Origin of the sequence: Paenibacillus sp. VTT E-133280 (genome assembly GCF_002264385.1) — a bacterium.
GTDB lineage: Bacteria > Bacillota > Bacilli > Paenibacillales > Paenibacillaceae > Paenibacillus_AQ > Paenibacillus_AQ nitricinens.
The window spans coordinates 29,094-44,558 of the sequence record NZ_NFUX01000020.1 but is presented as its reverse complement, the minus strand read 5'-3'; the positions used below and the strand labels follow the sequence as shown (position 1 = coordinate 44,558).

General features: G+C 43.8%; 14 protein-coding genes. All 14 read left to right on the top strand.

What is annotated here, in order from left to right; all coding sequences use genetic code 11:
* Positions 1-48 precede the first annotated feature (48 nt).
* The 14 genes from CA600_RS11310 to CA600_RS11250 all read left to right on the top strand — a co-directional run bounded on the left by CA600_RS11310 (position 49) and on the right by CA600_RS11250 (position 15,346).
* The gene (locus tag CA600_RS11310) at positions 49-2,709 is read left to right on the top strand and encodes an FtsK/SpoIIIE family DNA translocase (protein WP_094870279.1); all 2,661 of its coding nucleotides are present in this window, start codon (positions 49-51) and stop codon (positions 2,707-2,709) included.
* A 622-nt stretch (positions 2,710-3,331) separates the two neighbouring features.
* On the top strand, positions 3,332-4,198 hold the full coding sequence (gene sleB / locus CA600_RS11305) for a spore cortex-lytic enzyme (RefSeq protein WP_094870303.1): 867 nt from the start codon (positions 3,332-3,334) through the stop codon (positions 4,196-4,198).
* Between the two features lie 137 nt (positions 4,199-4,335).
* A complete protein-coding gene (yfmF, locus tag CA600_RS11300; RefSeq protein ID WP_094870278.1) occupies positions 4,336-5,613 on the top strand; it encodes an EF-P 5-aminopentanol modification-associated protein YfmF in 1,278 nt (425 codons plus the stop codon).
* Positions 5,614-5,615: 2 nt separating this feature from the next.
* Entirely contained in the window at positions 5,616-6,896 is a 1,281-nt protein-coding gene (gene yfmH / locus CA600_RS11295; protein ID WP_094870277.1) for an EF-P 5-aminopentanol modification-associated protein YfmH, read from the top strand.
* Between the two features lie 39 nt (positions 6,897-6,935).
* Positions 6,936-7,664, top strand: a complete 729-nt coding sequence (gene ymfI, locus CA600_RS11290) for an elongation factor P 5-aminopentanone reductase (RefSeq protein ID WP_042194125.1) — start codon at positions 6,936-6,938, stop codon at positions 7,662-7,664.
* Positions 7,665-7,800: 136 nt separating this feature from the next.
* A complete protein-coding gene (locus CA600_RS11285) occupies positions 7,801-8,064 on the top strand; it encodes a DUF3243 domain-containing protein (RefSeq protein WP_042189396.1) in 264 nt (87 codons plus the stop codon).
* 176 nt (positions 8,065-8,240) lie between these two features.
* Positions 8,241-9,008 (top strand): DUF3388 domain-containing protein, encoded by a 768-nt coding sequence (locus tag CA600_RS11280; protein WP_042128818.1) that lies wholly within the window; start codon positions 8,241-8,243, stop codon positions 9,006-9,008.
* 41 nt (positions 9,009-9,049) lie between these two features.
* Positions 9,050-10,012, top strand: a complete 963-nt coding sequence (locus CA600_RS11275) for a helix-turn-helix domain-containing protein (RefSeq protein WP_094870276.1) — start codon at positions 9,050-9,052, stop codon at positions 10,010-10,012.
* A gap of 80 nt (positions 10,013-10,092) precedes the next feature.
* Positions 10,093-10,254 carry a hypothetical protein gene (locus tag CA600_RS31195; protein ID WP_179281593.1) on the top strand — a complete coding sequence of 54 codons (162 nt, stop codon included), beginning with the start codon at positions 10,093-10,095 and terminating at the stop codon, positions 10,252-10,254.
* A gap of 202 nt (positions 10,255-10,456) precedes the next feature.
* Positions 10,457-10,948 carry a YajQ family cyclic di-GMP-binding protein gene (locus CA600_RS11270; RefSeq protein ID WP_094870275.1) on the top strand — a complete coding sequence of 164 codons (492 nt, stop codon included), beginning with the start codon at positions 10,457-10,459 and terminating at the stop codon, positions 10,946-10,948.
* Between the two features lie 152 nt (positions 10,949-11,100).
* Entirely contained in the window at positions 11,101-11,688 is a 588-nt protein-coding gene (pgsA, locus tag CA600_RS11265; protein ID WP_094870274.1) for a CDP-diacylglycerol--glycerol-3-phosphate 3-phosphatidyltransferase, read from the top strand.
* A 109-nt stretch (positions 11,689-11,797) separates the two neighbouring features.
* The gene (locus tag CA600_RS11260; RefSeq protein ID WP_094870273.1) at positions 11,798-13,084 is read left to right on the top strand and encodes a competence/damage-inducible protein A; all 1,287 of its coding nucleotides are present in this window, start codon (positions 11,798-11,800) and stop codon (positions 13,082-13,084) included.
* Positions 13,085-13,383: 299 nt separating this feature from the next.
* On the top strand, positions 13,384-14,451 hold the full coding sequence (recA, locus tag CA600_RS11255; RefSeq protein ID WP_094870272.1) for a recombinase RecA: 1,068 nt from the start codon (positions 13,384-13,386) through the stop codon (positions 14,449-14,451).
* Between the two features lie 163 nt (positions 14,452-14,614).
* Complete coding sequence (locus CA600_RS11250; protein ID WP_094870271.1) at positions 14,615-15,346, top strand: regulatory protein RecX; 732 nt, start codon at positions 14,615-14,617, stop codon at positions 15,344-15,346.
* The last annotated feature ends 119 nt before the right edge of the window (positions 15,347-15,465 follow it).

The following is a 15,465-nucleotide window of genomic DNA, read 5'->3' as shown; positions in this document are numbered from 1 at the left end:
GTACGCCACGCCATTATATGGTATAATGTTGTTCCGGGGGTGGCTGGCGTGGCTAAACGAAAAAAGAAAAAGAAAAAAGCGCTGCTCGGCAGCGTTTTAAAATATGAAATTTATGGAATTTTACTAATAACGATATCCGTTATTGCTCTGTCCGGTGAAGCGGCGGTAGGGCGGTCACTTTCAAGTATGGCGGGTTATTTATTAGGGAGATTTTATTTTGTGTTGCCGCTTATTGGTATTTTTTATGGGCTTATGGTTATGATCCATCGAAGATGGCCTTCTTCTTGGAACAGTCGGCATACAGGCGTGCTTTTGCTTCTGCTTTCCATGTGCCTTATGAGTACGATTTCTGCAATGGAGCAGAAGCTTGGCCCGTTGTCCTTGCTCCATCCTGGCAACGTGATGACACAAATACATAATGATCTTTCGGGATCTCTTTCGCCTGGTGCTAACAATAGTAATGTCTATATGCTGGGTAAGGATATAAGTGGTGGATATATCGGCGGGTTGGAGTATGCTGCGCTGCTGTGGCTCTTTGGTAGTCTGGGCGCTAAGCTGCTCATGATAGTTATGCTTGCCATCAGCTTTATGTTAATTACAAATCTCTCTTATGTAGAGATTATTACTCTTTTACGAGTTCGTACGGTTAAGTTTGTGGAGGGGATTCGTCTCCATGCGGCAAACCGTCCGAAGGCAGTCCCGGTAGCGGCTAGACCTTCTAAATCAGCTGCCCAGGCTAAGACTCGGCAGGTGAAGCAGCCTGTCTATGAAGAAGATGACGAAGAGGAAGAAGACGATCGATATTTACCTAACCGCAAGCAACCTGTTCTTTTGAAAAAAATATCCGGTTGGTTCTCAGGCTCCACCCGTTCAGAGGCGGAAGCCGATTCTGGGAATGATGATCAAGGTCCAATTGTAACAAGTGCTTCGCACGGTCCGATCATTTCCGGGCTTTCAGTAGATAGTCGTGTGACTTCACTTGAGGATATTCATCAGGATTTTGATGATGCAGATATGGATATGGAACCTGTGACGCCAATTATCCGCGACTTCTTTGAGCATATCCGCTCAGAAGGGTTGAATGAGGAAGATAGGGAGGATTGGAGTGAATTCTCTCCAGCGGCTCGTGGTGTTACTAGCAAAGCTCCTGTTACTGGGGCTAATCCAATTCATCAACAGATTTCAGATGAGCCTGAGGAGAATGTGAACATAGACTTGAATGGATTGCTAAGTGCTACTCCGGATGGCGAGATCGTTCCTGCACCACCAGCACCACCTCCACCAAAGCCTTATAAGCTGCCATCTTTCCGTCTTCTTGCTAAACCTAACAACAGCGGCAAAGCGGGAGATCAGAATGATTATATGCAGACAGCCCGTAAGTTAGAAGCTACACTTGAGAGCTTTGGTGTAAGGGCAAAGGTTCTTGAAGTAGTTAGAGGTCCAGCGGTTACACGGTATGAAATTCAGCCGGATATTGGTGTTAAGGTTAGCCGTATTGTTAATCTGACGGATGACATTGCACTTGCTCTTGCTGCCAAAGATATACGTATGGAAGCACCCATTCCGGGTAAATCAGCAATTGGAATAGAGGTGCCAAATTCCGAAGTGTCTGTTGTTACTATGCGTGAAGTTATGGAAACACAGATCTTTCAGGAAGCAGAGTCCAGATTATCGATTGCCTTTGGACGTGATATTTCGGGTCAGACAATTATCGGTAATTTAGCGAAGATGCCCCATTTATTGGTGGCTGGTGCAACGGGTTCTGGTAAATCGGTTTGTATTAACGGGATTATTACGAGTATTTTATACAAAGCTAAACCTGATGAAGTCAAATTCCTGATGGTGGACCCGAAGATGGTAGAGCTGAATGTCTATAATGGGATTCCGCATCTTCTGGCTCCAGTGGTTACTGATCCGAAGCGGGCGAGCTTAGCTTTAAAGAAGATCGTTGTGGAAATGGAGAAAAGGTATGAACTCTTCTCCAAATCGGGAACACGGAACATGGAAGGCTATAATAAGCTGATGGCTGAGAATCCAGCGGCTATTCTTCCTTATATTGTTGTTATTGTGGACGAGCTTGCGGATTTGATGATGGTTGCCGCTAACGATGTAGAGGATGCTATCTGTCGACTCGCACAGATGGCGCGTGCAGCTGGTATTCATCTAATTATCGCTACCCAGCGTCCTTCCGTAGATGTCATTACAGGTTTGATTAAGGCTAATATTCCTTCTCGTATAGCTTTTGGTGTATCGTCCAATGTAGACTCTCGAACCATTCTGGATATGCCGGGCGCGGAGAAGCTTTTGGGTCGAGGAGACATGCTGTTCTTACCGATGGGGGCTTCTAAACCGATTCGAGTACAGGGTGCTTTTATGAGCGATCAGGAGGTTGAGACGATCGTTCAATATGTCAGCAGTCAAGGGGAAGCAGAATATGATGAGTCTATTGTTCCAGAGGTAGATGACACAATCGCAGAAGATCAGGAACCTCAGGATGAGTTATATGAGCAGGCCGTAACGATCGTGCTTGAAGCGAAGCAGGCTTCGGTCTCGCTGCTACAGCGCCGGATGAGGGTTGGTTACACCCGTGCAGCCCGTTTGATTGACTCCATGGAGGCTCGTGGGGTCATTGGGCCATACGAGGGCAGCAAGCCGCGTGAGGTGCTTGTGTCACTGGAGCAATATCAGCATAACAAGATCAGTTCTTAAGCTGGACAAGTCAGTTCTAGCATTTAATAGACAGTGAGAAGGGGCGGTGCTCAAGTAGTTTGTACTACTTGGGTACCGCCCCTTACTCTGCTGAAGAAGTGTAAACGCCCCTTCAAATAATGGTCTTTGTGAAGCTGCATTAAAGAATTAGGGAATTTCTCCCTGAAATACTGATATTATGGCCCTCAGAATTATAATTAGGGAAAAGCTCCCTATAATTTATTAATTTTGGTAATAAATAAAGGAATTGGCCTGATTTTTAGGGAGGAATTCCCTAATTCCATTCATTATCAGAGAATATCCACTATTTTCAGGGAGTTTTTCCCTAAAGTGCGAACCTGTTACTTGGACTATTGTGAATTCATATCACTAAAAGGTTGAGAAGTATGACGTATATCTATAATTTCAATTAATGCGTGGTTCCACAGTAAAATGTGGTCCTTTAAATTCATGATTCATATCAACTCCATGGTTTTCTTATTTCGATTATAGTTGATAATCATTCTCAATTACAACGGAAAGCTATTTCTTCTTTTTAGTAATGCATAGGATGCGCTGACAGTCGTCATAATAACTTTAGCCATCCATGCAGAACTTACAAAAGAAAGGTAGAGCGAACCCTATGAAGAAACAAAAGATGTGGATATTTGCTGCTTTAACTCTTGCACTTGCTGCCGCGCCGTTTGCAGGAACGTTTTTCAAGGGGAATGGCATTGTTCAGACCAAGCAAAGTGCTGCTGCGTCATTTGTCCACGAGTTAAATAATCCTGACGAAGAAGCCTTGCCGGCTTTCAGTACAACACCCATTAAGCTTGGGTCCACGGGTCAGGATGTCTATGAATTGCAGGGACGATTAAAGCATTTAGGTTATTATGCCGGAAAAATAGACAGTCAGTTTGGGCCGAAAACGAAGAATGCAGTCACTTGGTTTCAATGGAAGTTCGGAATGAAGTCTGATGGCATTGTAGGTGCCAAAACGAAGCTGAAGCTGTATAACGCCACGAAGAACTGGAAGCCGACTGAGCCTTCTACGGGCACGGGAAATAAGACAGCAGAGGGAAACACTGGCAATAAAACAAATACGACAGATAAATCGAATTCTCCAGGGTTGTCTTCAGGCAATTCGATGGGTTTATCGGAGAATGATCTGAAGATCATGGCCAATGCCGTGTATGGAGAAGCCAGAGGTGAGCCTTTTGAAGGTCAGGTTGCTGTGGCTGCGGTCATTTTAAATCGTGTGAAATCACCTAGTTTCCCGAATACGCCGTCTGGTGTTATTTTTCAACCGAGAGCATTTACAGCTGTAGCCGATGGCCAAATCTATCTGGAGCCAAATGAGCAAGCACGTAAGGCAGTACAGCAAGCACTCAGTGGTTGGGATCCATCCGGAGGATGCCTGTATTACTTCAACCCTAAAACGGCTACCTCAAAATGGATTTGGAGCCGGCCTCAGGTTAAGACGATAGGTCAGCATATTTTCTGTATGTAGAACAGTAGGATAGAGAATTCAAAGAGCAACCGGGAAGAGGCTTCCGGTTGCTTCCTTACTTTGGAATGGTTTAGAATGGTTAATAATTCATAAACATGATGTAGAGCAACTATCCACGCCGTAAAGGAGTTTTGGACTTGACTAATAATGTATTTCAGCATGGCACCGTAGGAGGCTTGCGCATTCACGTTATGCCAACCAAGGCGTTCAAGACCTATGCGATCTCACTTTATGCAGGGATCCCTCTTGATGAGAATACAGTAACCTCTACTGCACTGGCTCCATTCGTGCTTCGCAGAGGTACCGCGACTTATCCTGAGACTACGCAATTCCGCGAGCGTTTAGAGGAGCTGTATGGCGCTGGGTTCGGGTTTGATATTTATAAAAGAGGCGATTATCAAATCGTTCAGTTCCGCATGGATACGATTAATGACTCTTTTGTGCAAAGCCAGGAGAGCTTACTTGAACAATCCTTCGCTTTCTTAGGTGAAGTACTGACTCGTCCATTAGTTGAAGACGGCAGCTTCCGGCCTTCGTATGTTGCAACAGAGCGTGAAACCGTTCGCAAGAAGCTGGAGTCTATCGTAAATGACAAGATACGTTACGCCGCTGAACGCTGTATTGAGGAAATGTGCCGCAAGGAGCCATACCGTCTTCACCCTCTGGGTCAAAGAGCGGACCTGGATCAAATCACTCCGAAAAGTTTGTATGAATCGTATAATTCCTGGCTGGATGAAGCCATCCTTGATCTTTATGTAGTGGGTGACACAACCACTGAGGAAGTAGAACAGCTTGTACAGCGTCATTTCGGCCGGGTTCAGTCCGAGGTGGGCTTATATAGCTCTAAGTTCATACCAGTATCGGTTAATGAGGTACGGACTGTAGAAGAGAAGCTGGATGTCAGTCAGGGCAAGTTGAACCTGGGCCTGCGTACCTCTATTACTTATAAGGATGATAATTACGCTTCCGCGATTATGTACAACGGTATATTAGGAGGGTATCCACACTCTAAACTCTTCGTGAATGTACGTGAGAAGGCAAGCCTTGCCTACTATGCTTCGTCTCGTTATGACGGCCACAAGGGCATTGGAACGATTCAATCCGGCATCGAAACGCAAAATTACGGCAAAGCCGTGGACATTATAGAGAAGCAATTGGAAGAGATGAAAGCTGGCAATATCAGTGATCTGGAACTGAGTCAGACCAAAGCTATGATCCGCAATCAGCTTTCCGAGATTCCGGATTCTGCTTTTGAAATGATCTCTTACGACTTCAACCGCCAGTTGTCAGGAAAAGAACGGACAGCGGATCAGCTATTGGGGCAGGTGGAACAAATCGGTGCTGAAGATGTAAAAGCCGCTGCCGAAACCTTTCAGCTGGATACGATTTATTTCTTGACAGGAAAGGAGGAATAACGATGGAACAAATTCATTACGACAGACTTCAAGAGACCATTTATCACGAGGTCATGGATAACGGACTTCAGGTATATGTGTTGCCGAAACCAACCTTCAAAAAGACTTATGCTACATTTGCAACTAAATACGGTTCCGTTGACAACCATTTTCATGTCGCAGGTGGAGAAGAGACCACTGTTCCTGATGGTATAGCTCACTTTTTAGAGCACAAGATGTTTGAAGAGCCAGAAGGCGATATTTTTGCTACCTTTGCTTCAAATGGAGCCTCGGCCAATGCTTTTACAAGCTTTGATCAGACCGTTTATCTTTTCTCAGCAACAGAGAATATAGAGACCAATCTTAGTACGCTCGTTGATTTTGTTCAGCGACCTTATTTTACAGATGAAAATGTAGAAAAGGAAAAGGGAATTATTGGACAAGAAATCAATATGTATGCTGATAATCCGGACTGGCGCGTGTATTTTGGCCTTATTGAAGCGATGTATTCGAAACACCCGGTTCGGATTGACATTGCAGGTACGGTAGAATCGATTAGTACGATCACGAAAGAAACGCTGTACACATGTTATAACGCTTTTTATCACCCTAGCAATATGTTGTTGTTCGTGGTTGGGGGTGTGGACCCGGAGAAAGTATTCTCCTTGATTCGCGCTAACCAAAAAGGTAAAACCTACGGCAAGCAGGGTGAAATCAAGCGTATTTTTGAAGATGAACCCGAACAAGTCGCTACAAAACGGCTAGAAAGCAAGCTTGCTGTTTCGATGCCGAAAATCATGTTTGGTTTTAAGGAAAAAGTAGAAGATCTAACAGGTGAGGCTTCTCTAAAACGCGATCTGATAACGAAGCTAATGCTCGATTTGTTGGTAGGCAGTAGCACAGCATTGTATCAAAAGCTATATGATGAGGAATTGATCTCTGACAGCTTTGGACATGAATTTAATAGTTCTCCGCAGTATGCTTTTTCTGCAATGGGTGGGGATACGAAGGATCCTGATCTGCTGTTAAACCGAATTAAAGAAGAAGTAGATCTAATCTTAAAGTCTGGCTTTGCGGAGAAGGATTTCGAGCGGGCACGGAAAAAGAAAATAGGCGGATATTTGCGTATGCTTAATTCCCCTGAAAGTATTGCACATGAGTTTACACGCTACCAGTTCCGCGGTGGTGACCTGTTTGAAGTTCTGCCTATGTATGAGTCGATTACTTTGGCGGAAGTTAACGAGCGTCTGCAAGCCCATGTAAAATGGGAACAGCTTGCCGTTTCATTGGTGGTGAGTCCTTAGGTGAGCGTTTTGGGAGAGAGCAGCAAACCACTAGGGGAAATGACAGTGCTCATTACAGGGGGAAGCGGAGGGATCGGCGGCGCCATTGCGGAACGATTTGCTTCTGTGGGGATGAATATAGTTATTCATTACAAACACTCACATGAAGCTGCGAATGATGTCGCGAGGCGTTGCATGGCCCTTGGGGCAAAGGTAATGACAGTAAACGCCGATATGAAGGATCGTAGTCAGATTGTACGTATGGCTGAAAAGCTTGAGAGTAATGGGATGCAGCCGGATATTCTCGTCAATAATGCCGGTAAATCGCATTACGGAATGCTCGCTGACGTGACCGAAGAGGAATGGGATGACATTATGTCCATTAACTTGAAGGGAACCTTTATGTGCAGTCAAATCTTCATGCCGTACATGGTATCGCAACGTTATGGTCGTATCATCAACGTTTCTTCCGTTTGGGGAATCACTGGAGCTTCTTGCGAAGTAGCTTATTCGGCTAGCAAAGGCGGAGTGAATGCCTTTACAAAAGCTTTAGCAAAAGAGCTGGCTCCATCTGGTGTAACGGTTAACGCGGTAGCTCCAGGAGCGGTTAATACGAACATGTTGTCCAATTTACAGGAGGATGAAGTCCGTATGCTGGAGGATGAGATTCCAGTAGGGCGTTTGGCTACGCCTAATGAAATATCTTCACTAATTTATTTTTTGGCTTTGCCTGAGTCCGGGTATATTACTGGCCAAATTATTAGTCCAAATGGTGGATGGATTACCTGATCTTCAGTTGGAGAAAAGCTCCAGCATAATAACTTAGCTTCTAAGACATATTATAAGTGTTGTTTTTAAATCTCACGTAAGGCGGCTTACAGCCTGTATGCAGGTGTTTGACCGTAAACATGAAGGAGGATTTAAGATGACACAAGAAGATAGCGTAATCAAAAACTTTGACACCTGGAAGAAATTCCTGGGAAAACGAGTTGTACAGGCGGAGAAACTTGGGATGAGCGAAGACACAATCTCAAAGCTGGCTTTTGAAATTGGGGAATTCCTCGATGAAAAAGTGGATCCAGCAAACACTCAAAACCGTGCAATCAAAGAGCTATGGGACGTCGGCAACGATGAAGAAAAGCAGACGATTGCTAAACTCATGGTCAAGTTGGCGAAAAATCACGCCTAAGCTTGCGGAAAAGCTCCCCTTGTGGGAGCTTTTCTGCAATTATTACAGGACTGACCTTGCCTTTCATTTTTATTTTATATATCATTAACATGACCCGTGTTTCAGACCGCTTTGTCTGAACGGCATTTTTTTGATGTATATCAAAGTGCGGGAAAAGGAATCTATGAGGTGTACAAGTGGAATATAAACAATGGTATATGGAATACAAGATTCACAAGAACAGACCCGGTCTGCTTGGTGATATCGCTTCAATGTTAGGGATGCTAGAAGTCAACATTCTGACGATTAATGGCGTTGAAGGAAAGACTCGCGGAATGTTGCTGGAGACCAATGACGATGACAAAATAATGCTAATGGGCGAAATGCTCAAGAAAGTTGATAATATTACAGTTTCAGCTCTGCGGTCTCCAAGACTCGTAGACAAGCTGGCTGTGCGCCATGGGCGATATATTGAACGGGATTCAGATGATCGGAAGACGTTTCGTTTCACCCGGGATGAGCTTGGACTATTGGTCGATTTTCTCGGGGAACTGTTTAAAAAAGATGGAAATCAGGTAATAGGACTTCGAGGTATGCCCCGTGTAGGAAAGACGGAATCAATCATTGCTGGCAGTGTCTGCGCGATGAAGCGTTGGACATTTGTCTCTTCGACACTTTTACGTCAGACGGTGCGAAGTCAATTAGCAGAAGATGAGATGAACCCGCATAATGTATTTATTATTGATGGTATTGTTAGTACGATCCGCTCTAATGAGAAGCATTATAATTTATTACAAAATGTTATGAGTATGCCAAGCACGAAAGTGATCGAGCATCCAGATATTTTTGTGCGGGAATCTGAGTATACCTTTGATGATTTTGATATTATTATCGAGCTTCGCAATAATCCAAATGAAGAAATATTGTACGAGTCGTTCACGACTAGCTACAGTGATGATTTATAGAACACCAATGATATTCATTGAAATTTACAGGAGGTGATGGTATGTCGGAACTGGGCCGGCAATTGAAAGAGGCGCGTCTGCAAAAAGGGATGAGTCTTGACGATGTCCAGGAAGTAACGAAAATTCGCAAAAAGTATTTGGAAGCCATCGAGTCTGGAGATTATAAGGTGCTTCCAGGAAGTTTTTATGTTAGGGCGTTTATCAAAACGTACGCGGAGGCAGTAGGGATGAGCCCTGACGAACTGCTTGAGGAGCATGGGAATGTACCAGCCCCTCCCGAAGACACAGCCATGGAAACGGTGATTCAAAAACGGAGCCGTAGACCAGAAACAGAACGGAATGCAAAATGGCTGCCAACAGTGTTAATGTGGACATTTCCAATATTGATTATTGTTGTGATTTACATTTATGCTTCTAGCTTGAACAAACCGGACCCTGCTCAGATTGATCAGACAAATCTGACGAACGAACAGCAGGATCCTACGACAGCCCAAACATCTCCACCGGCTTCAGGAGGAGGCGTTGTGGCGCCAACTTCTTCGGCAGGAACAGAAGCAACAACGGAACCTACTGCAGAGCCTACGCCAGTACCAACACCTACACCTTCCCCGCAATCCATTACAGTTACACCGGATGGGAAAGCAGGGAAAACAACAAAATTCAAGGTTTCAGCTCCGGCTGGAAGTGAAGTGAAGGTTGAAATTTCTGCTACTGGAGTAAGCTGGCTTGAGGTGTATAAAGGTGAGAACTCTAAAGGTGAAAAACTTTCATTTGGAAACACAGCGGCTGGAAATCGTATGAGCTTTGTGCTTGGAAGTGAAGGAATGTATATTAAATCTGGTTATTCACCAGCTACTGAGATTACTGTCAATGGACAAGTAATTACAGATGAAAAGACATCATCTCGTCTGCTACTTAATCTGGATGATGGTACTGGAAGTGAAACGACCCAGAATGAAGGTACCACCGATACTACCGACCAGACTAATGAAACAGGCCAATAAGAAAAATGATGCATAGACTTTGGCTTTGCGGGGAACATAAGAGTGTTTCCAGTTTCTTAGCCAAAGTGGGGTGTGCGTTCATGATTGTTAGCTGGATTGTAGCTGGACTTGGGGTTATTGTCAGTCTTATCGGATACTATATGACACCAAGTGCTTGGGGTTATGGAATTCTCGGGTTCGGTCTTGCACATATTGTGCTTGGAATTCTGGATATGTTTCGGAGCCCGCTTCGAAGCAGATAGAGAATTTAGAATGTGCGTCTCCAAGGGATATCTTCCATTGGAGACCTATTTCTACCTGAAACACAACTCATTTCGAAGGAAAAGCTCCACTATGTGGGGCTGTTTTCTGTGTCGGGTGAGGTACATATTATCCAATATTAGACTTAAGGGTATCATTCTTTTATAATAGTAGCAGACTAAAAAGTACAAAGGACGTGTAGTTATGAGTTCAGAAAGTTCATTTGATATCGTATCTAAAATGGATATGCAGGAATTAACCAATGCGATCCACCAAACAGAGAAAGAAATTGACAACCGCTTTGACTTTAAGAATAGCAAGAGTAGTCTGAAGCTGGAGAAAGACGCACTTATTATCGCCTCTGAGGACGAATATAAGTTAAACGCTGTTATTGATATTTTACAATCGAAGATGGTGAAGAGAGGCATCACGCTGAAGAACTTGGATTTCGGCAAAGTAGAGCCTGCTTCCCTGGGAAGTGTTCGTCAGCGCTTAGGTCTTAAGCAAGGGATTGATCAGGAGAACGCGAAAAAGATTAATATCCTGATTCGTGACTCGAAATTGAAGGTGAAGAGCCAGATCCAAGGAGATCAGATCCGTGTAACCGGTAAGAACCGTGATGATTTGCAGCAAATTATCCAGATCTTGCGTAAAGCCGATTTGCCACTAGATTTGCAATTCATGAACATGAAATAGAAATTGGTACCCCGCAGTGCACTTCAGCACCATATGCGGGGTGCTTTGTATTTTTTTTGACACCTATTTATAGCTATAATATACTTGCTTAAGTAGAAAAAGATGAGCCTGATCCAGGCAATTTGTATGAACGATTTAGGGGAGGAACTTCAGTGAATTTACCCAACCGCATCACGCTATCACGTATTTGCCTAATCCCGATTATGATGTTTTTTTTGCTGGTGGATTTCAGCTTTTATCCAGAACCGATACATTGGGGCTCTTTTCAGCTATCTGTTAATCATTTGGTAGCAGCTGTAATCTTTTTGCTTGCTGCGAGTACAGATGGAATAGACGGCTACATAGCTAGGAAATATAATATGGTCACCAATCTCGGTAAGCTCCTTGATCCGTTAGCGGACAAGCTGTTAGTTTCCGCAGTTCTGATTTCACTTGTGGAATTGGGCAGATGTGATTCATGGATCGCAATTGTTATCATTAGTCGTGAGTTCGCAGTAACCGGGCTTCGCCAGATAGCATTGTTAGAAGGAAAAGTGGTTGCCGCCAGCAAATGGGGGAAGATAAAGACGGTTGTACAAATTGTAGCGATCTCACTGCTGTTGTTGAATAATTTCCCATTTCAATTCGTCAGCATTCCTGTAGACGATATTGCCATCTGGGCTGCAGCCTTGATCACTATCTACTCTGGAATTGATTATTTTGTGAAGAATAAGGAGCTATTACAGCTGCATAATGCTTAAGCATTATAGGTAGCTACATATAGGAGAGGTAATAGGTACAGCACCTATTACCTTTTTTAAACCCTAAAAGCAGTGTATCTACATTATAACGAGGAGGCGAAAGCCAAGTATGAAAGCGGAGATTATTGCAGTAGGCACAGAGCTTTTGCTCGGTCAAATCGTAAATAGTAATGCCCAGTTTTTGTCTATTGAGCTAGCTGCTATTGGGATTGATGTATATTTTCAAACCGTAGTTGGGGATAACAGCAGCCGTCTGCAACAAGCCATTGAGATCGCTCAAAGCAGAGCGGATGTTATCATATTTACCGGTGGTATCGGTCCTACAGAAGATGATCTAACGAAGGACGCGCTGGCTGCTTCCTTAGGCCGCACACTTCATATAGATCGCTTGGCAATGGATCATGTACAACGTTTCTTTGATGATCGCAAGATCGTAATGACGGAGAATAATCGTAAACAGGCACTTATAATTGAAGGAACCACACCTTTGCCAAATGAGATTGGTCTTGCTGTTGGCATTGCTTTTGAGCATGAAAAGAAATATTATATTGTGCTTCCGGGTCCGCCTCGTGAGATGAAGCCGATGTTCGTAGATAAAGCTGTACCGTGGCTCCAGCAGCACGCTCTGACGACAGAAATGCCACTTTATTCTAAAATGCTTAAATTTGCCGGTATCGGAGAATCACTGCTTGAGGATAAGCTAATTGATCTTATTCAGAGCCAGACAGACCCAACCATAGCTCCTTACGCTAAAGAGGGAGAGGTAACCGTTCGTATTTCGACAAAGGCGCCTTCCGAGCATGAAGCTTACAAGAAGCTGGAGATTCTGGAGAAACAGATCAAAGAGATTTTGCCAGAACATTTATATGCAAATATTGATGTGCCGCTGGAGCAATTGATTGTGGATTGGATGGCGGATGCAGGTCTGACTTTAAGTGCGGCAGAGAGTTGCACTGGAGGCTTGCTGATGGAGAGTATAACTAACATTCCCGGCAGTGCTTCGATGTTTGCGGGAGGAATCGTCTGTTATTCCAACGACCTGAAGAAAAAACTTCTAAATGTGCCAAGTGCATATTTGGAGGGGCCAGATGCTCCAGGGGCAGTTAGTCGTGAAGTTGCCGAGGTGTTAGCTGATCAGGTGAGAATGATCGCGGATAGTGATTTCGGTTTATCTGTAACGGGTGTAGCAGGACCAGGCTATTCTGAACGTAAGCCAGTTGGACTTGTATTTATTGGTTTAGCTGAACGCGGGCGTAAGACAGAAGTGTATGAGCTTAATCTTAAAGGTACACGTGAAAATATACGACTGCGTACTGTTAAAGCTCTGTTGTATCGTCTATGGCGCAGACTTGAGGAACGGAAGGTGGAGACACCGCTAGAAGGCTCAGACTTGTAATGGGAGATTAGCCCAGTTATAATTGAGACATACGGAAGAACCGTGGCACTGAGATTTCTTTGCTGCGGTTTTTTGTATATCTGCGGAGATTTTGATCGCTGTTTTGGTTTTGATCATAAGTCGTTGATGTCCGGTGAAGTAGAGAAATCAGTTAACTTCTATGTCCGGAGGGAGGCTTACAATAAAAGGGATAATTAACGCTTGAGACAAAAAAAACGAATGTATGTTCGAAAAAAAGCTTGGCAAGACCTCAAAAACACGTTATTATATTATTATAAACAGTGAAGGAAGTGGTCTGATTGTCAGATCGTCGTGCAGCGCTTGATATGGCGCTTCGTCAAATAGAAAAACAATTTGGTAAAGGTTCGATCATGAAACTGGGAGAATCCACTCATATGCAAGTGGAAGTTGTACCTAGCGGATCTTTGGCACTTGATATTGCGTTAGGTATAGGCGGACTTCCAAAGGGACGTATCATTGAAATATACGGACCTGAATCCTCCGGTAAAACAACTGTTGCTCTTCATGCTATTGCAGAAGTGCAAAAACAAGGAGGACAAGCTGCATTTATCGATGCTGAGCATGCGCTCGATCCGAAGTATGCACGTAACTTGGGCGTAAACATTGATGAATTGTTGTTATCTCAGCCAGATACGGGTGAACAGGCACTTGAGATTGCTGAAGCACTTGTACGAAGTGGTGCAGTAGACATTATTGTCGTTGACTCCGTAGCTGCATTGGTTCCTAAAGCGGAAATCGAAGGTGATATGGGTGACTCTCACGTCGGTCTACAGGCTCGTTTGATGTCTCAAGCGCTTCGGAAGCTATCTGGTGCCATTAGTAAATCGAATACAATTGCTATCTTTATTAACCAGCTTCGTGAGAAAATTGGTGTTATGTTCGGTAATCCTGAGACAACCCCGGGTGGTCGGGCGTTGAAATTCTACTCTTCCGTACGGTTGGATGTTCGTCGCGTCGAAAGTATTAAGATGGGTAACGACGTTGTAGGTAACCGCACCAAGATCAAGATTGTGAAGAATAAGGTAGCACCTCCATTTAAACAAGCTGATGTTGATATCATGTATGGTGAAGGGATTTCCAGAGAAGGAAGTCTTGTAGACATCGGTACTGAAATGGACATCGTGAATAAGAGTGGTGCATGGTATTCCTATGAGGGTGAGCGTCTCGGCCAAGGACGTGAGAATGCCAAACAGTTCTTGAAAGAACATCAAGATATTGCACTCATCATTGAGAATAAGATCCGTGAAGCAAGTAATCTGTCCACTATTGTTGCTGCACCAAATGAAGCGGAAATCATTGCAGAGCAAGAGGAAGAAGAGAAGCTACTTCTCGAAATCGAACAATAGAATTTATTAAGGAATAGGACGCCCTGTGATTCATTGTTGCAGGGTGTCTTTTCTTAACAGTATAAAAAATATATATTTGGGGTCCCCCAAAGTACCTGAGTACGCATCGAATTTAAGCGACACTTTGTGGGGATATTTTATTGCTATGAGGTGACAAGTAACTATGGTAATACAGCTGGATATGGATTTTGAATCGGATGAGCAGGACGTACAGGTCCTATCTGATTTTCCTGATGGAGAACTTTTAGAAATTACTAAGGTAGAACGTCAGAAGAAATCGGACCACCGCTATATCATACATTTCGGAGCCTATAACATGACTGTACACGAAGACGTCATGATTAAATATCGGATGATTACTGGAAATTCTTTTATGAAAGCCGATTTGGAGGAAATTGTTGTTGCTGATGAGCGACAGCGAGCTTATGTAGAAGGACTTCGTTATCTAGAACGGAAGCCACGAACCGCTATGGAAATGACTCGCCGTTTACGGCAGAAGGAAATAGGGGAGACTATTATTGCGGAAGTGGTGCAACGGCTGCAGCAAGAAAGATTTCTTGATGACCCCTTGTATGCAAAGCAATGGGCGGAGCAACGCATTACGAACCAGCGAAAGGGGAAAATGTGGATTCGCCAAGAGCTACGTGAGAAAGGAATCGACAAAACCTTGATTTCGGAAGCACTAGAGAATGTCAGTCCTGAACAAGAACTAGAGAGTGCACTTCAGATTGGTCGTAAGAAATGGAATCTTATTCGTGGTGAAGCCACAGATAAGCGCAGAAAGACTGGAGCCTTCTTAATGCGGCGTGGATTCTCGGGTGATATGGTGCGACAAGTGATTAATACTTTACTTGAAGAAGACAATTATGAGGGTGAAGATGAGGAATTTTACTAGACTCACTGATTCTCTTGACATTAATGCGCATATCGACTCTCTTGACAATGTCTTTTTATAAATAATAAAATATAACATGAATCGGCATAAAGTAAGAATCCTTTTTCCTTCCCAAAAAG